Origin of the sequence: Sphingorhabdus sp. (assembly GCF_044239665.1) — a bacterium.
GTDB lineage: Bacteria > Pseudomonadota > Alphaproteobacteria > Sphingomonadales > Sphingomonadaceae > Sphingorhabdus_B.
The window spans coordinates 15,810-39,004 of sequence record NZ_JBIIBA010000023.1 but is presented as its reverse complement, the minus strand read 5'-3'; the positions used below and the strand labels follow the sequence as shown (position 1 = coordinate 39,004).

The following is a 23,195-nucleotide window of genomic DNA, read 5'->3' as shown; positions in this document are numbered from 1 at the left end:
GATTTATAACCGTTGCGTTTTGGCGTGGAGATAAAATCTTTGAAACGTCCGGGCACCATCTGCCAACGCCGATGCAGCACGCCCAAGGCGCGGTAACAGTCTTCAGTCGTTTCGGTAATGACACGAAAGGCGTTGATGTCGGTCAGTTGTTCAAACGCGACATGGCGTTCCTGCATTTTTTTCCAGATCGAATATGGGTGCTTTTCACGGCCAGAAATTTTGATTTTAAGGCCGGCCTGCTCCATTTCCCAAGCGATGGTCTGGTTGATCTGGTCAATCTCGACATCCGCCTTCTCGCGGATTTGTTTCAAACGACCCGTAATCGTCTGATAGGCGGCAGGCTCCAATTGTTCAAAGGCGAGCAACTGCATCTCGCGCATGTATTCATACATGCCAATCCGCTCGGCCAGCGGGGCATAAATATCCATCGTTTCCTTGGCGATACGGCGTCGCTTGTCGGGGCTCTTGATGAAATGCAGCGTCCGCATATTGTGCAGCCGGTCGGCCAATTTGACCAAAAGCACGCGGATATCATCAGAGATTGCGAGCAGAAATTTGCGCAGATTTTCCGCCGCCCGCTCATCCTCGGTCTGCGCTTCAATCTTTGACAGCTTGGTCACGCCATCGACCAAGCGCGCGACCTCGGGACCAAAGCGCTTTTCAATATCTTCGATAGAGGTGAGCGTGTCTTCCACCGTGTCATGCAGCAACGCGGTAATGATGGTGTCCTCATCCATTTTGAGGTCCGTCATCAGCCCTGCAACCTCTACTGGATGGCTGAAATAGGGGTCACCCGATGCCCGCTTCTGCGTGCCATGCATTTGCACCGTGAAAACATAGGCCCGGTTCAGCCGATCTTCATCGACGTCAGGTGTATACGCCCGCACCCGCTCAACCAGTTCATATTGCCGCATCATCCTTCCAACTTGGGTCTTTTACGTGGCGATGCAACAGGAAAATGCTTTTGGGCTAAGGTCAATTTACGACTTAGACATTTTTAAGCTTAACCGCGTGACCAAAAAAATGCGCCGAAGGTTCATTCCCTCCGGCGCAGTTTGATTTCGGCTCCTGAAGCTGCCCGTGAAAAGCAGCAAGGGGGAAGGAGAGCGGAGCCGAATGAATTCGGCGTGGCTTTAGTTCTTGGCGACAGCCTTTGCATTGTCGCTATTGCATGCCGCAACTTCTTCAGCTGTGAACACGCGCTCACCGGCGGTGAAGGCCGAAACTTCGCCGAATTCACGCGCTATGCTGATGCACATATTCTTTGGCGCAGTCGACGCCAGCGGCGCGCGGCAGCTCGTGCCTTCGCACTTTACAAATACGCTGCGCAAAAGCTTTGGCTTAGCGGTGGTCGGCTGGGCCAGTTCAGCTTTGTAATAGCTGCCGTTGGTGGCGGCATGTGCCTGCGGCGCTGCGAACAAAAGGGTTGCGCTCAAAGCAGAGGCAGCAGCAAGCGCGCCCATGCGGGCGGAGATTTGGGAGAGGGTCATCATGTATTCCTTGAGCTTTGCTAAAAATCAAAATGCAGACTGGAACTTCGGGCTCTCGCAAGCATTTTGCGCTTCTGGTAAATCAGTTGCGAATCGCTACCTATTAGTATAGGTTTTTATTTGCAACTTAAATTTGTAATTTGAGTTGATTATTTTGAACAAGGGTCGCAATCTGCGATCAAGGGGATTTATGATGGGTGAATTGCGGGAATCTTTGCAACAACTCGCCAAATGCGGCCTTCCGATGGCGCTGGAGGCGATGGGTGAACGCTGGTCATTCATGATATTGCGCGCGGCCTTTAATGGCGTTCGGCATTTCGAGGAGTTTCTGTCCGAAATCAGCATTGCGCGCAACATTTTGGCCAACCGCCTGACCCGCTTGACAGAAAGCGGAATATTGCACCGCACCCCCTGCCCCGACGACCGCCGTAAGGTCGAATATCGCCTGACAGAAAAAGGGCTCGACCTGCTGCCGACCATGATCGCGTTGCGCCAGTGGGGCGAAAAATGGGGGACAGGCGCTTTGTCCAATCCGGTGTTGGTCGATGACCGTGACCGCCAACCCATCCTGCCCGTCACAATCCGCAGCCATGACGAACGGGTTCTTGGCTATATGGACCTATGTTGGATGAATGCAGCAGATATTACGCCAATCAGCGCCGATACGCATGACATCGATGACCGTGTTAGGAAGTTAAGCGCGATTTAACTTGCGCCAATGACATGATGTAACGCGGCCATTGAATTTTTGTTGCGAATCTGTTACACTTCGTGACGACAGACCAACTTTGGTCGATGACTGCGTGTCCAATCCAGGTCGCGACAGGTTCATGACGTAAGGGACGAACGAAAAAAGTCTGATGGGCAACTCTACCGTTGCCTGAACAAGCTATTTCTCCCGAATAATCAGAAAGGTCGTAATATGACGTCCACCGCGGCGATGTTTGATGTAGGCGATTATGTGGTATATCCCAAGCATGGGGTCGGCCGTGTGATTGAACTTCAGGATTCCGAAATCGCAGGGATGCAGCTTCAGCTTTATGTCCTGCGTTTTGAAAAAGAAAAAATGACGCTTCGCGTGCCTTTCAACAAGGCCGAAGGCGTTGGCATGCGCAAGCTTTCAAGCGACAAGACGCTTAAAGAAGCAATGCATACTTTAACCGGCAAGCCCAAGGTGAAGCGCACCATGTGGTCACGCCGCGCGCAAGAATATGAAGCGAAGATCAACTCGGGTGACCTTGTATCAATCGCCGAAGTGACGCGCGATCTGTTTCGTCCCGATGACCAGCCAGAGCAAAGCTATTCCGAGCGGCAGATTTTCGAAGCCGCATCCAGCCGTCTGGCGCGTGAGCTTGCCGCGATGGAAAAGACGGATGAAAAGGCCGCGCTCCAGAAAATTCTCGTCATCTTGAATGAGGCGGCTCCGCAATATTACGAAAAAGCGGAATAAACTCTCCTTACAGGGAAAATCTAAAGGGCGCTCGAAACGGCGCCCTTTTTTATGCCGCCACGCTACCGCGTAACGCCCAGCCTGACAATAAGTTGGCCCGCATGATATGAGGCAATATGGCCAAGATAATAGTCTGGTATGATGGGGCATGCCCCTTGTGCATTCGCGAGATTGCGTTGATGCGTCGGCTCGACACGCGGCGCTCTATCGACTTTCTGGATATAGCACCTGCAGATGCAGTGTGTCCGCTTGACCGTCAATTGATGCTGGCGCGCTTCCACGCCAGCGAAGACGGAGTTATCCTGTCTGGTGCTGCCGCTTTTGCCGCGATGTGGCGGGCCATACCCTTGCTAAAACCGCTTGGCTTCATCGCCCGCAACCGGCTTGTTCTTGGGCTTCTCGAACGGCTCTATAACCGCTTCCTCATCATCAGGCCGCGCCTGCAAAAATTACTGGACTAAATATGCTCCGCGAACCCTTCCCTGCGACGCGGAATGCTGCGCTGTTGCGTCTCACACAATTTGCGCCGCGGGCTGGCCACGCTTATGCGTCTGGCCGCAATACTGACCCCGGTCCAGAGCAAGCAGGCGCGGTGTCTAAGCTCTCCCCATATCTGCGCTATCGCATGCTAACCGAACAAGAAGTCGTTGGCGCCACGCTTGGCCAACACAGCCTGCCTGCTGCCGAAAAATATGTGCAGGAAGTGCTGTGGCGCACTTATTGGAAAGGCTGGCTTGAGATGCGGCCATCGGTATGGGCACAATATCTGGAAGAGCGCGATCGGCAACGCGATAGCTTCCCCAATGCCCGCGCAATCCAAAGTGCGGAGGCCGGTGAGACCGGCATTGAAGGGTTTGACGACTGGGCGCGCGAATTATTGGAGACCGGCTATCTCCACAACCACGCAAGAATGTGGTTTGCGTCCATTTGGATATTTACCTTACGCCTACCTTGGGCCTTGGGCGCTGACTTCTTCTTGCGGCATTTGGTCGATGCCGACGCCGCGAGCAATACATTGTCCTGGCGGTGGGTTGCGGGCTTACAAACAGCAGGCAAGGCCTATCTTGCGACCAGCGAGAATATTGCCCGCTTTACCCATGGCCGGTTTGTGCCAAAGGGCCTCGCGACCATCGCGACAATGCCAACCGAGACGCCGGTATGCGCGGCCCAACCCCTGCCACAAGCTGCTTATTTAGACGCGCAAAAACCGACTTTTCTGTTGGTAACGCCAGAAGATTTGCACCCCGAATCCGTCTTTGGCGCATCTGTCAAAATCAACGGCGCGGGCATTTTGTTTGACCCCGAAACCTTATCGGGTGACAATGCCCGATATTTTGTTGAAGGGGCGACACGCGACGCCGCCGAACGCGTTGCTAGCGGCTTCAAGTGCCCTACAAAATTGTGCAACCATTTGGATGCCGCAAGCTTGATAGCCCAAGCCCGCGAGGCAGGCGCAAAACAGGTTGTCACCGCTTATGCACCCGTTGGCCCCGTCGCGGATGCCTTGGCCCGCATCGCGCCTTCATTAGCATCGGAGGGGCTCCCCATTGTTCAAGTGCGGCGCGCCTGGGACGAGAGTTTCTGGCCGCTCGCGACCAAAGGCTTCTTCCCGTTCAAGGAACGCATTCCAAAAATATTGAAGGAAATGGGTCTTTCAAGATAAGCCGCAAAAATGGGTTGCGCGAAACCCAGCCGAGCATATTGTTGGAGCAATATACACAAGGGGGCACTTCATGGGTCAGACCATATGTTTTCTGGCACAGTTCACGCAGCATCATATGCGCCTGAACAATGGCTTTAAATTCACATGAGCAATTGGTGGGATCGGAATGTCGTTCCGCGATTAATCGGCTGCGCCTGCACCCAACCCGCAGTCATGCAGGATAGGGCAAAAGTGGTGCCGCTCGCCTCTGGCGATGTTCTTGAGCTTGGTTGCGGTGCGCCTAACCTCGATTTTTACAACTGGAACAAGGTGCATTCGCTGTCCGGTGTTGATCCTTCCCCGCAGTTGCTTGCCAGTGCAGCACATGCGTTGGAAAGCAAGGGGCTGACGGCCAATTTTATCCCGGGGGTTGCGGAGGCGCTTCCCTTTGCCAATGCCAGCTTCGACACTGTTGTGACGACTTTCACCCTCTGTTCAGTACAAGATCCGCACTTGGCATTGTCGGAGGCGAAGCGGGTGCTCCGACCAAACGGACGCTTGCTGTTTGTCGAACATGGCGGCGCGCCAGATCCGTCGGCCGCCGCGTGGCAAAACCGTATCGAGCCGATCTGGAAACGAATTGCCGGAGGTTGCCATTTGACCCGGCCCGTAACGCAGGCCATATCGGACGCTGGATTTATATGTCAGCCGCCGCAAGGACATTATATGAAACGGACGCCAAAATGGCTTGGTTGGGTTGAATGGGGTGAGGCCCGGTTGGCCGGAGCGGACGCTGCTTAACCAAACAAAATATAGACGCTGCCATCCATTGCGCAGCGATCAAAAAGAGGAATATCGTCAATGACTTTTAGCCAGTTCAGCCGCTGCAGCGCCTTTGCCATCGCCTTGTCGCTTACCGCCTGTAACATGCCAGCCAATGGCGAAAGCCCGGCCGCAGGTTGCACGCCGGGCGCGGCGGCAGGCCAGTCGGCGGCGGGGCTGCAACAGGTTACCTTATGCGTGACCAGCGCCGCCAAAACGCATAGCTTCACCGTTGAGGCAGCAAGAACGTCAGCAGAGCAAGCCAGGGGGCTCATGTTCCGCACGGAACTCGCCGACAATATGGGCATGATTTTTCCCTTTCCACAACCGCGTGTCGCAAGTTTCTGGATGAAGAACACCGTCATCCCCTTAGACATTATTTTCGTGCGCGCAGACGGCACCATTGAGAGTATCGCCGACAACACAGTCCCTTATTCCACCACACCCGTTGTGTCGGGCGAGCCGGTTTCCGCTGTACTCGAATTGCGCGGCGGCCTTGCGGCTGAACTGGGAATCGTTTCCGGTGACAAGGTGCAATGGACAACCAAATAAGGCCAAATAAGGATTGCGCGGAATCATGCTTGGTCCTAATCGCGTGAGCCATGGGTATTCTGAGTAAAATCTTCACTTGGTGGGACGGCGCAACGATTGGCACGTCAATCTATAGCTGGCGCAAGGGCAAGGCTGTGGGCGCAGACGCCTTGGGCAATCGATATTATCAATCATCCGACGGCAAACGCCGCTGGGTCATCTATAATGGGCCCAATGATGCAAGTCGGGTGGCACCCGATTGGCATGGCTGGCTGCATGGCACACATGATGGCGATCCGGAGAGCTATTTGCCACCACATCGCGGCTATGAAACCGCAGCCATACCCAATCTGACTGGAACCGAAGCGGCCTATCGTCCGGCGGGTTCGATTGAACGTGGCGGCCACCGTGCCCGGGCAACGGGTGATTATGAGGCGTGGAGTCCCGACGCATCATGATCCGCTCGCGCGGCTTGATATGGTTGCCTTTATTAGCAACGCTTGCCGCATGCGGTTCTGCAGAGGATGAAACGCTTGCGCCCGCAAAATCGGGCAAGGCGATCTCCACAAACGACAAAATTGTTGCCATGTCCGGTGCAAATATTGGCACGCCAATGGCAGAACGCATTGCCGTGCTAGGTCTGTTGAACAAGCGAAACGGCCAAACCCGCGACGTTGAACTCAAACCCGGCCAAGCTATTCGCTTCGACAAAGTGGTTATCCGACTCAGGGCTTGCGAGAAAACAGCGCCGTGGGAAAACCAACCGGACGAGGGTGCATTTGTGCAATTGCTCGTCAATGAGCGTCCCCCCGGCACGACCGAGGCGGAAAGATGGCGCAACGTCTTCTCCGGCTGGCTGTTTAAGGAAAATCCCGCAGCCAATGTTGTAGAGCACCCGATTTACGATGTTTGGGTCAAGGCTTGCAAAATGCGTTTCCCCGGCGAAGAAGCCCCCGTTGAGAAGAAATCCTCTGAGGAGGCTCCTGCAGCCGATGCGGAGGATAACATGCCATCAAGCGCGCCCCAATCGCCGCCCGAGCCTGCTCCCGCAGCGACTGACGTCGCCAGCCCTGACGAAGCTTGAGCGGTTTTTGTCAATGCGGCTTTGAGTAACTTGAGATAAGCTACTTGAGTCATTTCGACTGCGCCTAGACTAGCCAAATGGTCGGTCATGAACTGGCAGTCGAGCAATTCAAACCCGCCCAGTCGAAGCCGTGCAACCAGCCACGCCAAAGCAACCTTCGACGCATCGGTTTCGCGCGAGAACATGCTTTCCCCGAAAAACGCGCGCCCCAAGGCCAGCCCGTAAAGCCCGCCCACAAGGCGACCTTCCGACCAGCATTCGATGCTATGTGCCCGCCCCTGTTGGTGTAAGCGGCAGAAAGCCTCTTCTATATCCGGATTAATCCAAGTGTCCCGCCGGTCGGCTTGCGATTCGGCACATGTGGCAATGACCTGCGCAAAAGCGATATTGGCGGTCACCACAAACCGGTCCTGCCGGATAGTTTTGGCAAGCGACTTTGACAAACGAAAGCCATCGAGCGGCATGACCGCCCGAAACTCCGGTTCAATCCAAAAGGTGTCGGGGTCATCACGGGCGTCGGACATCGGGAATATGCCATTGGCGTAGGCCTGAAGCAGTAAATCCAGATCGATGGGCACATGAAGTCCTTTCGTGTCCTTCTTATGTACCTATCTCGAATTGCGCCGACGCATGCAATGGATTATAGCGCATGTAACCGCCCCGGCAGAGTTAGGCTCACAATGGCTAACTCCACCGGGGCGCATCATTTCAAGCAAAGTCAGGGACCGCATATGACCCGCCGCCGCAAAATATACGAAGGCAAGGCCAAAATTCTTTATGAAGGCCCTGAACCTGGCACCTTGATTCAATATTTCAAGGATGATGCCACTGCCTTCAATGCCCAGAAAAAGGGCACAATTTCCGGCAAAGGCGTCATCAACAACCGTGTGTCAGAGCATGTCTTTACACGGTTAAGCCATATCGGCATCCCGACACACTTCATTCGTCGCCTCAATATGCGCGAACAGTTGATCCGTCAGGTTGAAATCGTTCCTATCGAGGTCATCGTGCGAAATGTGGCCGCGGGCACCTTGTCCAAACGACTTGGTATCGAAGAGGGCACACCGCTTCCGCATACCTTGCTCGAATATTGCTACAAGGACGACAGCCTTGGCGATCCATTGGTCGCAGAGGAGCATATCGCCTGCTTTGGTTGGGCAACGCAGGAGGAGATGCAGGATATTTCGTCCATGGCGATCCGCATCAATGACTTTATGTGCGGCATGTTTGCTGCCATCGGCATCCGGCTGGTGGACTTCAAACTTGAGTTTGGGCGCTTGTTCGACGGCGATTTTTCGCGAATCATCTTGGCCGACGAAATCAGCCCCGATGGTTGCCGATTGTGGGATATTGAAACCGGCGAGAAGCTGGACAAGGATCGGTTCCGTCGGGACCTTGGTGGCGAAGCAGAAGCCTATCAAGAAGTCGCCCGCCGCCTCGGCCTGATGCCGGACGAAAGCGAAGGGGCAGTTCTCGATATGGTCAGCCACCGATTACGCAAAGGCAAGTAAATCAATAATTTATACAAGACGATATCGCGCTGTTTAAACTTCGGCGGAAGAAACTAAACGTATGAAAAATGCGCTTCGCTTCATTCTTGGACTCGCGATAGTCTTTGGCGGTTCTACCAATGCCTTGTCAGCGCCTTCGGGCGCGGAGCGGACGCAACCTTGGAATGCCGAGACATCTGATCTCGAACCGGATGCCAGCATCATTTACGGGCGACTGCCCAATGGCTTGCGCTACGCCATTCGTCCCAATCACCGACCGCAGAATCAGGTACTGGTCCGTATGACCATCGACTTCGGCTCTGCAGGCGAAGCGCAGGATGAGCAGGGTCTTGCCCATTTCATCGAACATATGGCGTTTAACGGCAGCGCTAATGTGCCTGAGGGCGAAATGGTCAAAATGCTTGAACGGCTTGGTCTGTCCTTTGGCGCGGATACCAATGCATCAACGGGCTACACGCAAACGCAGTATAAGCTTGATCTGCCTAGGGCCGCCCCGCGTCTTATTGAACGCGCGCTGTTTTTGATGCGGGAGACTGCACGGGAAATATCGTTTAATCCAGCGGCAGTTGACCGCGAGCGCGGCGTTATCTTGGCGGAAAAAAGCGCGCGCGAGAATTTTAGGTTTCAAAGCGCTCGCGCGGCAAATAATCTGTTTTACCCAAACACCTTCTATGCAACGCGCTACCCCATCGGCACAGCCGAGGTCATACAAACCGCGTCGGCCGAGCGTATGCGCGCGCTGTATCGCAAATTTTATCGCCCGGACCGCATCAAAATCATCGTCGTCGGCCCGGTAGACCCGGTTGCCATTGAACGCGAATTGGTAGCAAAATTTGCCGACTGGCGCGTGGACGCGCCGCCATTGGGTGCAATTGACCAATGCAGCCTGGAGACTGAACGCACGTTAACCGCGCAAAGCTTCGTACATTCAGAGATTAACGAGAGCATCAATGTTCAGCAGGTTTTGCAGGACAAAAAGCGGCCTGACACCATAGAACGCGCGATGGTTGAGCTCAAAATGAGCATCGCAAACGCGATCATATCACGCCGCATGGCGCGTCGATCCCGCGAAGAAGACATGCCGTTTTTAGGTGGGGGCGTAAATTTCAATTTCGGCCTTTGCGACCAATATGCAACCATCGGCTATGGCGTCACGGGCAAGGACGGCAGTTGGCGTTCGTTGCTCGCCTTTACCGAGCAAACTGTTCGCCAAGCCGTACAATATGGGTTTGAAGAATCCGAGATTGCCGAACAGATAAAGCGTCTGGACGCGCAATATGAAAACGCCGCCAAGGATGAAGGCACAGAAGCAAGCGCTGCAATTGCAAACGCCTTGGTTGCGCTGGACGAGGACGTTTACAATTCCGACACATATCGCCAGTTGTTGTGGCGACAGATACGCCCGTTTATGACAAAGGCGGCAATCAATGCCGAATTTGCATTTTGGTTTCGCCAAATGAACCGACCGCAGATTTTCCTGACAACAAAGCAGAGCGCGGCTATTCCCGACGATGAAATAGTAGCTGCTTACGCCGCCAGTCGTGGCACGCCAATCGCTGCGCCAACGGCACGGCCGACATCGCGTTTTGCTTATACAGACTTCGGTCCCGCCGGAGCTGTTGTCGCCGACAACACCATCGCAGACTTGGGTATTCGCACAATCCGCTTTGCCAATGGCGTAATGCTGAACCTCAAAAAAACCGATTTTGAAGACAATCGGATCCGATATTCACTGCGCATTGATGGTGGCCAGCTGCATTTTGGTGCACAAAATGCTGTCTTGGCGTCCCTAATGTCGTCAACTTATGTTTCTGGCGGCCTAGAAGCCCATGATATCGAAGATTTGCGATCCATCTTGGCCGGAACAACCGTATCCCCCGCATTTGGTGTTGCCGATAGATTTTTTGGCGCAGCCGGTGCCGTCGCGCCCGCCGATTTGGAGCGCCAGTTGCAAATCATGGCAGCCTACACCACCCATCCGGGCTATTCGGAAAATGCGCTTCGCCTGTTCCGTCGCCCACTACCCGAAATATATGCGCGGTTGAAGGCTACTCCAGCGTCCGCACTTGCGGTCGCGATGTCGAAAATCATGACCGATGATGATCCACGCTTTGCGCTCGCGCCGCTTGAAACCATTCAGGCGGCTGATTTTGCGATGCTTAAAACAGCGTTGGGTGACGCTTTACGGCAAAATCGTTTGGAAATCGCATTGGTCGGCGACTTGGATGAGGATGCAGCCATCGCTGCCGTTGCCCGCAGTTTTGGAGCCCTCCCGGCGCGCACGGATGACGGGAAGGATTATAGCGCGCAGCTTCAACCCGGCTGGAGTGCAAAGCGGGGGAGTTTTGATATTCCCCATAATGGCGAGGCAAACCAGTTGGCGTGGCGCCGTATATGGACGACCACGGGTGATCTTGACCAAAAAACCACTCAATCGATGGATCTTCTTGCACGCGTTGTAACGCTGCGCTTGACGGATGAATTGCGCGAGAAATTGGGCGCAACTTATGGCGTCTCTGCAAATTCCGATATGTCCAACCTATATCTGCAGCGGGGCACATTTTCTATATCTACCGCGGGCGACCCCAAAGATATTGCGACCATAGAAACGACTGTCGACCAAGTCATATCGGCGTTGGTAAAGTCGCCTGTTGATCCAGACCTGTTCGAACGCGCCCGCAAGCCCGTTCTTGAAAGCTATGCCGATTGGAAAAAGCAAAACAACACTTGGTTGGGCGTCGCGGCAGAGACGCAGACAAACCCAGACAGGCTCAACCGCTTCCGAAAAAGTGAGTCCAATTTTGCATCGATAACGGCGCAGGACCTATGGCAACTGGCCAAGCAATATTTGGACAAGCCCGCAGAATTCACGTTCCGCGCACTACCAGATGAAATGATCAGCGGTGGCGCAAAATCCGCCGAATAAAGTTTTAAGCCATTTCGTGCGGATGATGGTGGCTCATATTTTTAAAAAGAGTTCGGCCATGGCATCAATAATGGCAGCGGAGTCGAGCCGATATTCGCTGTATAGATCGGGCAAATCGCCTGTCTGACCGAAACGATCCATGCCCAGCGGACTAACACGCATACCGTGCACGCCGCCCAACCAGGACAAAGCGCCGGGCGAACCGTCAATCACCGTCACAATGCCGGCATTGGGCGCCAATATGGATAACAAATCCTCTGCATGACTGGGTTGCGCGTTGCGATCTATCCAGCGCGCAGCCTTGCTTGCCGACCATTCACGATGCAGCACATCAGGCGAGGTCACGTTCAAAACGCCTAAACCAGGAATATCATCCAGCATTTGTTCATATGCTGACAACACCTCAGGCGCGATGGCCCCTGTAAATATAATGGCCGCCTCCGCCCCTGCTGCCGGACGCCGCAACCAATATCCGCCCTTCAAGGCATCTGCCTCCCAATCCGTGTCGGCCCGCTCAACTTGCGCAACCTGACGCGTACTCAGCCGCAGATAAACAGAGCTTCCCTCTGGCTTTTGCAGATATTCAAACGCCCACCGCATGAATAAAGCGACTTCATCGGCATAAGCAGGTTCAAAATAGGCCAGACCCGGCTGCCCCATGCCAATCAACGGCGTGTTTATAGACTGATGCGCGCCGCCTTCTGGTCCTAAAGTCAAACCCGATGGGGTTCCGACCAGCAGAAAACGCGAATCTGAATAGCAACCATAGTTCAGCGCATCGAGGCCACGGGCGATGAACGGATCATACACCGTACCAACCGGAATAAGGCGCGTACCGAAATGCGGTGCAGCCAAACCAAGCGACGTAAGCAGCAAGAAGAAATTATTTTCCGCAATCCCCAGTTCAATATGCTGGCCCGCCGCATGTGCCGCCCATTTCTGGGCAGATGGAATTTTAGCCTCACGAAATATATCGGCCACGTCGGACCGGCGAAACAGACCGCGCTGGTTAACAAATCCGCCAAGATTGGTCGTCTGCGTCACATCAGGCGCAGTGGTTACGATCCGGTCTGCCAGTTCTTCCGAAGATTTGGCAAGGTCGAGAAGCACATTGCCGAATGCCGCCTGCGTGGATTGTACATCGCCTGACGGAACTGGGAAGCGGGCGGGCACATGTATCTGCGGCGATACGGGCTCTAATGGTTTGGCGGCAAGCACGCTGTCACCGATGAAATTTTTCAGCCGAGCCGCCATATTGCCGCCGAGCCCGGCAAATGGTTCCCATTCTTCACCTGCTTCGATGCCCATGGACATACGAAGCTGATCAATCTGACCGGGGTTCATCATCCCCGAATGATTGTCCTTATGTCCCGCCAGTGGCAGGCCATAGCCCTTGACCGTATAAGCAATGAACAAGGTGGGCCGTTCATCATCGGCACTGTCAAAGGCATCCATCAAGGATTCGATGCAATGCCCACCCAAATTGGTCATCAGCGCGGCCAGAGCGTCATCATCGAAACTATCGAGCAGCTTTTTCACATGCGGTTTGCCGCCAATATCTGCCATCAAGCGCGCGCGCCACGCCGCACCGCCCTGATAGGTGAGAACAGCAAATTCCGCATTGGGACAATTTTCGATCCAGTCCTCCAGCGATTTGCCTCCGGGCCGCGTAAAAACTGCACGTTGCAACTTGCCATGCTTTAAGGTGATGACCCGCCATCCCGTGGTCTCGAAAATATCGTCAAAGCGCCGAAACATCCGATCTGCTGTCGTGCTGTCGAGCGATTGCCGATTATAGTCGACCACCCACCAGCAGTTTCTGATGTCGTGCTTATAGCCTTCAATGAGGCATTCGTAGATATTGCCTTCATCCAGCTCAGCATCGCCCATCAACGAAATCATCCGGCCTGCATTGCCCTCGTCTATCGATCCGTGCGCGATCAAATAGTCCTGAACCAGACTGGAAAAGGCGGTAATCGCAACGCCCAACCCTACGGAACCAGTGGAGAAATCCACTGGAATTTTATCCTTTGTCCGCGATGGGTAGCTTTGCGCGCCGCCAAGGGCGCGGAATTGTTGCAATTGCTCCAACGATTGATTGCCCAGAAGATAATGGATGGCTTGCAGCACTGGCCCCGCATGTGGCTTGACGGAAACCTTGTCATTCGGGCGCAACGCATGAAAATAAAGTGCCGCCATAATCGCCGTCATGGAAGCGCAGCTTGCCTGATGCCCGCCAACCTTCAACCCATCCCGCTTTGGCCGGATATGGTTGGCATTGTGTACGGTCCACGAGGCCAACCAACGCAGTCGCGAATCGAGCGTTGCGATTGCAGCTATTTTCTCTTCACGCGTGTCGGTGACAATATTGGCCATGGCTATTTTCCGCTTAAATCAAAGCCAGACTTTAGCCAGCGCGCCCGAGCATGTCCTTGCGTATCATAACGGTATATGTCATTAATTTGATAGATTATGCTTAAATAATAATAATTGAGTTTATAATATGCCAAAAAATGCGCTAGATGCAATTGACCGTAAGATTATCGACGGCCTTCAATTCGATGGTCGAATGTCTAATCAAGAACTGTCCGAACGCGTTGGCCTATCGCCCAGCCCCTGCCTGCGTCGCGTCCGCCAGTTAGAGGCCGATGGGACAATTACACGTTATGTTGCGCTGGTTGATCCGGATAAAGTTGGATTGTCGGTAACGGCATTTGTTCGGGTGCGCCTCGACCAACAAGATGACCGGCATTTGGAGGATTTTGAAACCGCCGTGGCGAGCTTTCCAGAGGTTATGGAATGTTATCTGATGACAGGTGAGGCGGACTATCAATTGCGGATATTGGTCGCGTCCCTGACGCAATTTGAAGATTTTTTGCGCCACCGGCTCACGCGGGTGAAGGGCGTTGCCAATGTGACCACCAGCTTTGCGCTTCGGCCTGTGATTTACAAGACGTCAGTTCCCACTTTGTGACCATATTTATGACCGCATAGCCGCCGGCAAATGAGGCCAATATAAAATTTTCCGGACACAACAATCTTTTCAATCGAGAATGACGGTAATACGGTCGCATAAGGGATAAAGACCCGTTGGTGGAGTGACGTGATGAAACTGGAAAATGACCCCCTCGCTGCATTTTGGATGCCGTTTACGGCAAACCGCGCGTTCAAGACGACGCCGCGGCAGCTAAAATCTGCAAAGGACATGCATTATACCAGCGATGATGGACGGCAGATACTTGATGGCACAGCCGGGCTTTGGGCGGTCAATGCCGGTCACTGTCGCCCATCTATTGTCGAAGCGATCCAGAAATGCGCCGCAGAACTTGATTACGCCCCACCATTCCAATTGGGACATCCGCTCGCATTTGAACTGGCCTCGCGCCTTGCAATGCTTATGCCCGAAGGCCTCGATCGGATATTCTTCACCAATTCGGGCTCTGAATCGGTCGATACGGCTCTCAAAATTGCGCTCGCCTACCAACGCGCGATTGGCCAAGGCACACGTACCCGCCTGATCGGGCGCGAACGCGGCTATAATGGCGTCGGCTTTGGTGGTATTTCGGTTGGCGGCATCGTCAACAACCGCCGTCAATTCGGCACTTTGCTGACGGGTGTTGACCATCTGCCGCACACCCATAATCTTGAACATAACGCCTTTACCATGGGCCGACCTGAATGGGGCGCGCATTTGGCGGACAATCTGGAGGCGATTGTCGCGCTGCATGGCGCGGAAACCATTGCGGCGGTCATTGTCGAACCCATGGCGGGTTCAACGGGCGTTTTGGTGCCGCCGATTGGTTATCTCGAAAAATTGCGCGAGATTACGCGTAAGCATGGCATCGTGCTGATATTTGACGAAGTCATCACCGCTTTTGGCCGTGTCGGCGGCACGACCGCTTCAGAAACGTTAGGCGTAACGCCCGACATTATTACGATGGCAAAGGGCCTGACAAATGCCGCCGTGCCGATGGGCGCTGTCGCCGTTAGCCGCCATATCCACGACGGCGTTGTCGAAGGCAGTCCCGACGGTATCGAATTGTTCCACGGCTACACGTATTCAGGTCACCCCTTGGCCGCAGCAGCAGCCTTGGCAACATTGGACCTGTACAAGTCGGAAGGCATTTTCGAACATGCGGGTTCGCTCCACGGCTATTGGCAGGATGCGGTGCACAGCCTGAAGGGTAAAAAACATGTCATCGACATCCGCAATATGGGCATCGTTGCGGCTGTAGAACTTGCGCCGCATGCGGCTGGTGTTGGCAAGCGCGGCATGCAATTGTTCCACAAATGCTTCGACAATGGCGTGCTCGTGCGCGCAACGGGGGATATCATTGCGCTGTCGCCGCCGCTCATTTTGCAAAAAAGCCATATTGACGAAATCGTCGGACGCATTGCCGAATTGATCGAAACCGTCGACTAAAGCGACAGAACTATTTTTCCGACATGCTGCTTCGTCAAAAACGCTTCCTGCGCTTTGACGATGTCAGATAGGTCATATGTTGCGGCTACCACTGGCCGGATTTCGCCGCGTTCAATATAAGAGACAAGGTTTCCAAACACTTCGGGTTCTAAAACCGTGCAACCAATCAGCCGCAAATCTTTAAGGTACAAAGTCCGCAGATCAAGGTCGACAATGGGGCCCGATATGGCACCTGAGACGCCATAGCGGCCGCCGCGTTTCAGGACGTTTAGGATGCTGCCGAACTGCGATCCTCCCACAATATCGACAGCGGCATCAAAATGTTCCTGCCCAAATAAAGCTTCAAGATTGGCATCGCGCGGAACCACCCGAGACGCGCCCAGCGACCGAACAATCTCCGTCTTGGCGTCAGCAGCCAAAGCGGTCACCTCGGCACCACGCCTTTTGGCGAGTTGTACCGCAGCGGAGCCAACACCGCCCGATGCCCCAGTGATCAGCACGCGTTCGCCCGCCTGCACATTAATCCGCGTCAGGATATTTTCTGCGGTTCCATAAGCGCACGGGAAACTTGCCAGCTCAATATCGGACAGCCCCGAAACAACGCGGTGCGCATGGATGGACGGGACGCACGTATAATCGGCAAAGCCACCATCGACTTCAGAACCGAAATAGAGAATGTCGAATCGACCCGCGCCGCGAAAAACCGGTTCAACCAATACGCGTTCACCAATGCGCACTGGGTCAACCTCATCGCCTACGGCCACAATCCGGCCACAGGCATCCGCACCTTGAATGCGTGGAAACTGAAACGCTGCCCCTGACCAGCCGTCATCCTGCGCACCGGCGATCCCGGACGCGGCGCCCACGTCCGTCGCCTCTGCCACCGCCTTTGAGTACCAGCCGATGCGGGTGTTGATATCGGTATTATTGACGCCCGCAGCCGCAACGCGGATCAACACATCCTTCGGCCCCATTGTCGGCACCGGAACGTCATCCCGAAAATCCAGCTTGTCATAGCCGCCATGGCCGGTCAGCAAAACCGCGCGCATATTGGCGGCCATTGTCACTCCGCGCGTTCCAGCCCGAATTGGTTGAGGTACCATTTCTGGAAGTTAAGCACGCTGCCCTCCTGATCAGAATAGCGACCGGGCCGATAGCGGCTGGACATGATACCTTCCTGATTGTTTTCGGTTATGATTTTGTCCTGCGTCGTTGTGGCATGATAGCCCCAGATCATCTTTTCAATGTCGACTTCCGCCTCGGTCGCACGTCCGTCTACCAGCCAGATCATCTCAACATCCGTCGCCAATGCGCCGCGCGGGGTAAATTGGAACAGGATGGCGAAATGATCATCGGCAACAATCTGGCTGAACGGGCTGAAGCTTAAGTGCATCCGTCCGCCATCGGCTTTCTTGCGCTTACCCATTAGCGGGGCAGGCGCCGTGCCATCTTGCGTTTCCGAAGCCCAGCCGTCTTTGTTCATACGTTGCATCAGCAGGCGCAAATGGCTGCTATCGGGCGCCTCATCAATAGTGCCAATCGGCCGACCTGCGGCGGCGGCGCTTTCTTCCCAAGCCTGTAACTTAGGCGCAAAGCTTGCGATGGCATCAGCTGGCCCGGAACTTGGCCCAGCGCCAACGGCTACAATCGATTCCGATGCATGCATCGAGCAGAATTCAGGATGCGACGGCACGCAATGATAGCATTCAAAGAAATTTTCTACGACCAGTTTCCAGTTCGCCGTCGTGGGATAACTGCCCGCATGCGCAATGCGCGCATCTGCAAAGCCGTGATAATCGAGAATGGCCCCCATATCGCCAAAGGTGGCGTCAAAATCGACTGGTTCATCTTCGCTCATATTGATGAAGATCAGGCCGTGAAACACGCGGATATGGCACGCAAACAGGCTGTTTTCCGCCTTGTCGAAATCTTCGGGCATCAGCCGCGCAGAAATCAGCCGTCCATCAAGGCCAAAGGTCCACGCGTGATAGGGGCACACCAGACGCGGTGCATTGCCGCTTTCCGACTGGCAGATTGTCGACCCACGATGGCGGCAAACATTGAAGAAGGCGCGAACAGTGTCGGCATTTTCACGAATGACAATGATCTGTTCATTGCCAACCCGAAACAGGAAATAATCGCCCTTGTTGGGAATACGCGACACATGACCAGCTAGGAGCCATTTCTGGCTGATGACTTGGTCGAAATCCGCCTTGAACACCGCGTCGCTGGTGTAAAATTCCTGATCAAAGCTGTACCCCATCCGCGTTTGTGCGGCGAGCTGTTGCATGATGGCATGTGAAGTCTCAGTCATCAGATTTTGATCCGTGCATTTGAGGGGTCATAAAGGGGCTTGAGCGAGGCGGTTACAGGGTAACGCACGCCCGCAATTTCGATTTCATAATCATCCGCGCCAATCGGGCCGACAACGCCGCCATCTGCCGCAGTCACATAGCCAAGGCCACAGGATGCGCCGAGCGTATGGGCATACATGCCAGAGCGGATATATCCCGCAATCCGGTTCCCCTGCCAGATTGGCTCATTATGATAGAGCATCGGTTCTGGCGATTTCAGCAGGAATTGAACGAGGCGTTGCTTCAGCCCCTCTTCCTTCTGCTTCACCAGCGCCGCTTGCCCGATAAATCCGCCAACCTTGTCCATCTTCACGGCAAAGCCAAGGCCAGCCTCCAAGGGCGTATCTTCATCGGTGATGTCATGGCCCCAATGGCGATAGGCCTTTTCCATACGCAGGGCATTGAGCGCATGATAGCCGCAATGCTTCAGTCCAAAATTGGCCCCTGCTGCGACAATCTCATCATAGACGCCGGTCATGAATTCGGTCGGGATATAGAGTTCCCAACCCAATTCGCCGACATAAGTGATGCGCGACGCACGCACGATGGCATAGCCCAGTTCAATTTCCTGGCTCGTCGCAAAGGGAAATGCCTCATGCGACAAATCATTCGGGCAAATCGATTGAAGCAAATCACGCGCCTTGGGCCCCATGATCGAGATCACGCCCATGGCGGAGGAGATGTTGGTCAAAATGGCATGCGCATCATCCGGAATATGCCGCGACAGCCAGTTAAAATCCTTGATCTCAGTCTCTGCCCCAGTGACGATCAAATAAGCATTTTCCGAAAGGCGGGTAACGGTAAGGTCGGCCTCAATCCCGCCTTTTTCATTTAACCACTGCGTGTAGACAAGCTTGCCCGGCGCGACATCCACATCATTGGCGCACACGCGGTTTAGGACAGCGCAAGCATCGCGGCCTTCCAACCGGAATTTGGCAAAGGAGCTTTGGTCAAACAAGCCCACAGCCTCGCGCACCGCTTTGCACTCTTCGGCATTGGCCTCGAACCAGTTTTGGCGGCCATAGCTATATGCATATTTGGGCGTGCTGCCCGGCGCACCATACCAATTGGGGCGTTCCCAGCCAAAAGCCTCGCCATGGCAGGCACCGGCCGCAACAAGCCGATCATGAATGGCAGACTTACGCACGCCGCGCGCGGTTTCATATTGTTTGAACGGATAATGCGTCGCGTACAGCAGCCCAAGGCTCTCGGTCACGCGCTCGCGCAGATATTTGCGGTTGATCTGGAACGGCATGTTACGGCGAATATCGACCGTCCACAGATCAGCGGGCGGAATCCCGTCGCGGATCCAGTCAGCCATCACCTTGCCAACGCCGCCTGCGGATTGCAGGCCGATGGAGTTGAGGCCAGCCGCCACAAAACAGCCCTTGAGTTCGGCACTTTCGCCCAGATGATAGCGCACATCTGGCGTGAAGCTTTCCGGCCCGCAGAAAAATTTCTGGATGCCCGCTTTTTCAAGCGCAGGCACGCGCCGCATCGCATCGAGCAACAGCGGTTCGAAATGCTCAAAGCTGCCGGCGATTTCGTCAAAGCAGAAATCTTCTGAAATGCCGTCCATGCCCCAAGGCCGCGCATTGGGTTCAAAGGCCCCCACCAGCAGCTTGCCCGCATCATATTTATAATAGCCGCAATAATCATAGTCGCGCAGCACGGGCAGCGTATTGTCGATGCCTTCCACGCCTTCGAACAGAACATAATAATGCTCGCACGCATGCAAGGGTGCGGCAACGCCAATGCTCGCCGCCAGATCGCGCGTCCACATGCCGCCGCAAATCACCACATAATCGGCGTCAATCGAACCGTCTGCCGTATCAACGCCAGTGACCCTGTCGCCATTGTGGCGGATTTTGGTGACTTTGGTATTTTCAAATATTTTAGCTCCGCCCGTGCGTGCGCCCTTCGCAAGCGCCTGGGTAATATCGACCGCATTGGCATAGCCATCACTTGGGATGTGGATGCCGCCGACAACATCATCGACATTAACGATGTTCGCGAGCTCTTTGATTTCTTCGGGCGTCACCACATGGACGGGTAGGTCAAACACCTTCGCCATAGAGGCGCTACGCTTCAGTTCCTCAAAACGTTCTGCATTGGTTGCCATCGAAATGGACCCGCACTGGCGATAGCCTGTGGCTTGGCCGGTTTCCGCCTCAAGCCCGCGATAGAGTTCGCCGGTATATTTGGCGAGCTTGGTCATATTGATGGAGGGACGCAATTGCCCCACCAAGCCAGCCGCGTGCCACGTTGTTCCGCTGGTCAGTTGCTTGCGTTCCAGCAAAACAACATCGTCCCAGCCAATCTTGGTCAGGTGATAAGCAATGGAGCAGCCAATAACGCCACCACCAACGATGACCACCCGCGCCTTTTTGGGAAGTTCAGCCACTATCTTACACCTTCATTTTTGCGTTATCGGCATCATATGCGGGATGCTCCAGCACCGTTCCAACCCGCCGTTCGCCCTGCAGCATGATGTCAAAACATGATCCTGGCGCAGCATTTTCAAGCGGTACGCAGGCAAAGAACAGGCTCTTCCCCACGCGGTGGCCATAACCACCCGACGTCGTCAGACCGATGCATTGATCGCCAACCAAACATGGTTCCGCGCCGCGCACATCGACATTGGACGCATCCACCTCACCATAGACAATGCGGAAACGGTCCGGCGCCTCCAGCGTTGCCTGCTTGCCGACAAAGTCATCCTTGTTGAAATTGATGAAGCGCGGCATGTCGGCCTCAATCATTGTCAATTCGTTGGTGAGCTCCGAGCCCCACGCCTTATAGCCTTTTTCGACTCGCATCGTGTTTGCGGCGTAAAGGCCGTAATTGACGATGCCATATTCCTGTCCAGCGTCCCAAACGGCATCATAAAGCGCCGCAAGATCTTCCATCGCCGGATGCAGCTCCCACCCAAGCTCACCTGCATAAGACACCCGCAATGCGCGCATTTTTATGCCTGCGATTGTGATTTCCTGACCACTTAACCAGCGGAAACCTGCATTGGTTAAGTCCGCATTAGTAAGCTTTGCCAGCACATCGCGCGAACGCGGGCCATTCATCACTAGAACGCCCAAGTCCATCGTCAAATTGCGGATGGTGACATCCTCATGCGGCAATTTGCTTTGGATCAGCAAATCCCAATCGCGTTGCTCGGCAGCCGCCGCGGACAGGCAGTAAAAATGATCATCGGCAAAGCGCGTGACCGTCATTTCGCCGTAAATACGACCTTGCACCGACAAGGGGTGTACCAAGCCAATGCCACCCAATTTCTTTGGCATGCGGTTGGCACAAATACGATTGAGGAAAGCCTCCGCATCCGGCCCGCTTACGTCATATTTGGCAAAGCCGGACAGATCGAGCACGCCGACGCCTTCGGCAACAGCCTTCACTTCGGCGGCGACTGCATCGAAACTATTGGTGCGTTGATAGCCGCCTTGTTCCTCGGCCCCATCAAGCGCGAAATACTTGGGCCGTTCCCAGCCATAGGTTTCGCCATAGACTGCGCCAGCGGACAGCAACTTGCCATATAATGCACTGGTCTTTTGTGGACGACCGTCGGGCTCTTCTTCGCCGGGAAGCCGAGTCGTAAACGTCATCCGATAATCTAGGAATACCTTGTCGCGGCTATAATTTTCATCGGCATAAGGACCATAACGGCGCGGGTCGAACTCAGTCATGTTGATGTCGGCATCACCAAACACCATCCATTGCGCCATATATTTGCCCGCACCGCCGCCTTGCGCGATCCCAAAGCTGGTGCCGCAACAATGCCAAAAATTCTTGAGACCTACAGCTGGGCCCAATAATGGTCCGCCATCTGGGGTGTGCGGGATAGCGCCATTGACAAAGCGCCGCAGGCCAACCTCGCCAAATATCGGCATCCGCTCAATCGCGCGTTCAAGCCATGGTGCAATCCGCTCCAGATCCTCGGGGAACAGCTCGCTGGTCGAATCCCATTCAGGGTGTCCGCCGCGCGGTGCCCACGCCTCGGCCAAGCCCGTAGTTTCATAAACGCCGATCAGGCCGCTTTTCTGTTCCTGCCGGAAATAGCCGGAAACATGCGGGCAACGCATGACGGGGATTTCCTCCTCGCGATCCTTAAAGGCTGGGATCGGGTCAGTGACGACATAATGATGCTCCATATTCGTCACCGGAATATCGATACCCGCCATTTGCGCGATTTGCCGCGCGTAGCAACCTGCGGCATTGACGACGATTTCTGCTCTAATAACACCTTTTTCAGTTTCGACGTCCCATTCACCCGTTGGCAATTGGGTCAGTCCTGTCACACGGTTTTTGCGCACAATCTTTGCGCCCATGTTTTTCGCACCAATGGCAAGCGCATTGCAGATGCCTGAAGGATCCGCATGCCCGTCTTCGGTGGTACGGGCGCCGGCAATGACCCCGTCGAGCGTCATAAACGGATTATGGCGCAGGATTTCCTCTGGCGGGATGATTTCCATATCAAAGCCAATGATTTTGGAAAAACCTTGTATGTAGCGCATCCATGCCAACTCGCGCTCGTTCGTCGCAAGGCGAATGCCGCCGGATTTGTGCCAACTTACATATTGTCCCGTCAGCCCTTCAAGCTTCGGATATAGCTGATTACTATAGGCATGCATTTTGGCGAGGTTGTAACTGCCGGTGATGTTCGGGCATTGCCCGGCGGCGTGCCAAGTCGAACCGGACGTCAGCTCATCCTTTTCAATCAACAAGCAATCGGTCCATCCAAGCTCGGCAAGATGGTAAAGCAGCGAAGCACCCATTATGCCCCCGCCAATGATGACAACCCGCGCCGATGTTTGCATGACAGCCGTGCTCCTTTAGGCATTAAATTCGCGCAACCTTATGGCGGGTTCAAGGTCAGGCACAAATGGGGAATATGACGGGATCGGTTAAAAAAATTTTTGGATCATAACCGCCGCTCTCTATAAGGGCGGCAAG

At 54.5% G+C, this 23,195-nt stretch carries 19 protein-coding genes and 1 pseudogene; 12 read left to right on the top strand and 8 right to left on the bottom strand.

Annotation, left to right across the window (positions count from 1 at the left end; translation table 11 throughout):
- Together ACILP3_RS08030 and ACILP3_RS08025 are read right to left on the bottom strand one after the other, a co-directional pair.
- Positions 1-917 (bottom strand): HD domain-containing protein (locus ACILP3_RS08030; RefSeq protein ID WP_395616134.1); only part of this gene is annotated, 917 nt, incomplete at its 3' end.
- 216 nt (positions 918-1,133) lie between these two features.
- On the bottom strand, positions 1,134-1,493 hold the full coding sequence (locus ACILP3_RS08025; protein ID WP_395616133.1) for a CC_3452 family protein: 360 nt from the start codon (positions 1,491-1,493) through the stop codon (positions 1,134-1,136).
- 190 nt (positions 1,494-1,683) lie between these two features.
- Here ACILP3_RS08025 and ACILP3_RS08020 point away from each other — a divergent pair, with 190 nt between their 5' ends.
- The 8 genes and pseudogenes from ACILP3_RS08020 to ACILP3_RS07985 all read left to right on the top strand — a co-directional run.
- Positions 1,684-2,199, top strand: a complete 516-nt coding sequence (locus tag ACILP3_RS08020) for a winged helix-turn-helix transcriptional regulator (RefSeq protein ID WP_395616136.1) — start codon at positions 1,684-1,686, stop codon at positions 2,197-2,199.
- Positions 2,200-2,412: 213 nt separating this feature from the next.
- Positions 2,413-2,940, top strand: coding sequence for a CarD family transcriptional regulator (locus tag ACILP3_RS08015; protein WP_125230776.1), 528 nt, complete (start codon positions 2,413-2,415; stop codon positions 2,938-2,940).
- A 116-nt stretch (positions 2,941-3,056) separates the two neighbouring features.
- Positions 3,057-3,401, top strand: coding sequence for a thiol-disulfide oxidoreductase DCC family protein (locus ACILP3_RS08010; RefSeq protein ID WP_395616132.1), 345 nt, complete (start codon positions 3,057-3,059; stop codon positions 3,399-3,401).
- A 2-nt stretch (positions 3,402-3,403) separates the two neighbouring features.
- Positions 3,404-4,603 (top strand): FAD-binding domain-containing protein, encoded by a 1,200-nt coding sequence (locus ACILP3_RS08005; protein WP_395616131.1) that lies wholly within the window; start codon positions 3,404-3,406, stop codon positions 4,601-4,603.
- 213 nt (positions 4,604-4,816) lie between these two features.
- Complete coding sequence (locus ACILP3_RS08000) at positions 4,817-5,383, top strand: class I SAM-dependent methyltransferase (protein WP_395616130.1); 567 nt, start codon at positions 4,817-4,819, stop codon at positions 5,381-5,383.
- A gap of 60 nt (positions 5,384-5,443) precedes the next feature.
- On the top strand, positions 5,444-5,956 hold the full coding sequence (locus ACILP3_RS07995) for a DUF192 domain-containing protein (RefSeq protein WP_395616129.1): 513 nt from the start codon (positions 5,444-5,446) through the stop codon (positions 5,954-5,956).
- Positions 5,957-6,006: 50 nt separating this feature from the next.
- A complete protein-coding gene (locus ACILP3_RS07990) occupies positions 6,007-6,393 on the top strand; it encodes an NADH:ubiquinone oxidoreductase subunit NDUFA12 (protein WP_395616128.1) in 387 nt (128 codons plus the stop codon).
- Positions 6,390-6,800 (top strand): annotated as a pseudogene (locus ACILP3_RS07985) (DUF2155 domain-containing protein); the annotation flags it as partial. The gene ACILP3_RS07990 and the pseudogene ACILP3_RS07985, both read left to right, overlap by 4 nt.
- Before the next feature lie 35 nt (positions 6,801-6,835).
- Here ACILP3_RS07985 and aat read toward each other — a convergent pair.
- Positions 6,836-7,597, bottom strand: coding sequence for a leucyl/phenylalanyl-tRNA--protein transferase (gene aat, locus ACILP3_RS07980; protein ID WP_395616127.1), 762 nt, complete (start codon positions 7,595-7,597; stop codon positions 6,836-6,838).
- 153 nt (positions 7,598-7,750) lie between these two features.
- On the opposite strand from aat, the gene purC reads away from it, so the two are divergent.
- Positions 7,751-8,530, top strand: coding sequence for a phosphoribosylaminoimidazolesuccinocarboxamide synthase (gene purC / locus ACILP3_RS07975; RefSeq protein ID WP_125230782.1), 780 nt, complete (start codon positions 7,751-7,753; stop codon positions 8,528-8,530).
- A 61-nt stretch (positions 8,531-8,591) separates the two neighbouring features.
- Complete coding sequence (locus ACILP3_RS07970; protein ID WP_395616126.1) at positions 8,592-11,456, top strand: M16 family metallopeptidase; 2,865 nt, start codon at positions 8,592-8,594, stop codon at positions 11,454-11,456.
- Positions 11,457-11,489: 33 nt separating this feature from the next.
- On the opposite strand, the gene ACILP3_RS07965 is transcribed toward ACILP3_RS07970, so the two are convergent.
- Positions 11,490-13,832, bottom strand: coding sequence for a transketolase (locus ACILP3_RS07965; protein ID WP_395616125.1), 2,343 nt, complete (start codon positions 13,830-13,832; stop codon positions 11,490-11,492).
- A gap of 127 nt (positions 13,833-13,959) precedes the next feature.
- On the opposite strand from ACILP3_RS07965, the gene ACILP3_RS07960 reads away from it, so the two are divergent.
- A complete protein-coding gene (locus tag ACILP3_RS07960) occupies positions 13,960-14,430 on the top strand; it encodes an Lrp/AsnC family transcriptional regulator (RefSeq protein WP_395616124.1) in 471 nt (156 codons plus the stop codon).
- Positions 14,431-14,562: 132 nt separating this feature from the next.
- Complete coding sequence (locus ACILP3_RS07955; protein WP_395616123.1) at positions 14,563-15,879, top strand: aspartate aminotransferase family protein; 1,317 nt, start codon at positions 14,563-14,565, stop codon at positions 15,877-15,879.
- Here the strand turns inward: ACILP3_RS07955 and ACILP3_RS07950 are convergent.
- The 4 genes from ACILP3_RS07950 to ACILP3_RS07935 are packed head-to-tail and all read right to left on the bottom strand — an operon-like array spanning position 15,876 to position 23,059.
- Positions 15,876-16,940 carry an alcohol dehydrogenase family protein gene (locus tag ACILP3_RS07950; RefSeq protein ID WP_395616122.1) on the bottom strand — a complete coding sequence of 355 codons (1,065 nt, stop codon included), beginning with the start codon at positions 16,938-16,940 and terminating at the stop codon, positions 15,876-15,878. The two genes, ACILP3_RS07955 and ACILP3_RS07950, sit on opposite strands and share 4 nt — an antisense overlap.
- A gap of 2 nt (positions 16,941-16,942) precedes the next feature.
- Complete coding sequence (locus ACILP3_RS07945) at positions 16,943-18,193, bottom strand: aromatic ring-hydroxylating dioxygenase subunit alpha (RefSeq protein ID WP_395616121.1); 1,251 nt, start codon at positions 18,191-18,193, stop codon at positions 16,943-16,945.
- Positions 18,193-20,637 carry an FAD-dependent oxidoreductase gene (locus tag ACILP3_RS07940; protein WP_395616120.1) on the bottom strand — a complete coding sequence of 815 codons (2,445 nt, stop codon included), beginning with the start codon at positions 20,635-20,637 and terminating at the stop codon, positions 18,193-18,195. Before ACILP3_RS07940 ends, ACILP3_RS07945 begins: the two co-directional genes overlap by 1 nt.
- A gap of 4 nt (positions 20,638-20,641) precedes the next feature.
- On the bottom strand, positions 20,642-23,059 hold the full coding sequence (locus ACILP3_RS07935) for an FAD-dependent oxidoreductase (RefSeq protein WP_395616119.1): 2,418 nt from the start codon (positions 23,057-23,059) through the stop codon (positions 20,642-20,644).
- Positions 23,060-23,195 lie beyond the last annotated feature (136 nt).

What these genes read in the sequence shown, in the direction of transcription:
- ACILP3_RS08025 (WP_395616133.1), bottom strand. Translation starts at nt 1,493, where the DNA reads ATGATGACCCTCTCCCAAATCTCCGCCCGCATGGGCGCGCTTGCTGCT.
- ACILP3_RS08020 (WP_395616136.1), top strand. Translation starts at nt 1,684, where the DNA reads ATGGGTGAATTGCGGGAATCTTTGCAACAACTCGCCAAATGCGGCCTT.
- ACILP3_RS08015 (WP_125230776.1), top strand. Translation starts at nt 2,413, where the DNA reads ATGACGTCCACCGCGGCGATGTTTGATGTAGGCGATTATGTGGTATAT.
- ACILP3_RS08010 (WP_395616132.1), top strand. Translation starts at nt 3,057, where the DNA reads ATGGCCAAGATAATAGTCTGGTATGATGGGGCATGCCCCTTGTGCATT.
- ACILP3_RS08005 (WP_395616131.1), top strand. Translation starts at nt 3,404, where the DNA reads ATGCTCCGCGAACCCTTCCCTGCGACGCGGAATGCTGCGCTGTTGCGT.
- ACILP3_RS08000 (WP_395616130.1), top strand. Translation starts at nt 4,817, where the DNA reads ATGCAGGATAGGGCAAAAGTGGTGCCGCTCGCCTCTGGCGATGTTCTT.
- ACILP3_RS07995 (WP_395616129.1), top strand. Translation starts at nt 5,444, where the DNA reads ATGACTTTTAGCCAGTTCAGCCGCTGCAGCGCCTTTGCCATCGCCTTG.
- ACILP3_RS07990 (WP_395616128.1), top strand. Translation starts at nt 6,007, where the DNA reads ATGGGTATTCTGAGTAAAATCTTCACTTGGTGGGACGGCGCAACGATT.
- purC (WP_125230782.1), top strand. Translation starts at nt 7,751, where the DNA reads ATGACCCGCCGCCGCAAAATATACGAAGGCAAGGCCAAAATTCTTTAT.
- ACILP3_RS07970 (WP_395616126.1), top strand. Translation starts at nt 8,592, where the DNA reads ATGAAAAATGCGCTTCGCTTCATTCTTGGACTCGCGATAGTCTTTGGC.
- ACILP3_RS07965 (WP_395616125.1), bottom strand. Translation starts at nt 13,832, where the DNA reads ATGGCCAATATTGTCACCGACACGCGTGAAGAGAAAATAGCTGCAATC.
- ACILP3_RS07960 (WP_395616124.1), top strand. Translation starts at nt 13,960, where the DNA reads ATGCCAAAAAATGCGCTAGATGCAATTGACCGTAAGATTATCGACGGC.
- ACILP3_RS07955 (WP_395616123.1), top strand. Translation starts at nt 14,563, where the DNA reads ATGAAACTGGAAAATGACCCCCTCGCTGCATTTTGGATGCCGTTTACG.
- ACILP3_RS07950 (WP_395616122.1), bottom strand. Translation starts at nt 16,940, where the DNA reads ATGGCCGCCAATATGCGCGCGGTTTTGCTGACCGGCCATGGCGGCTAT.
- ACILP3_RS07945 (WP_395616121.1), bottom strand. Translation starts at nt 18,193, where the DNA reads ATGACTGAGACTTCACATGCCATCATGCAACAGCTCGCCGCACAAACG.
- ACILP3_RS07935 (WP_395616119.1), bottom strand. Translation starts at nt 23,059, where the DNA reads ATGCAAACATCGGCGCGGGTTGTCATCATTGGCGGGGGCATAATGGGT.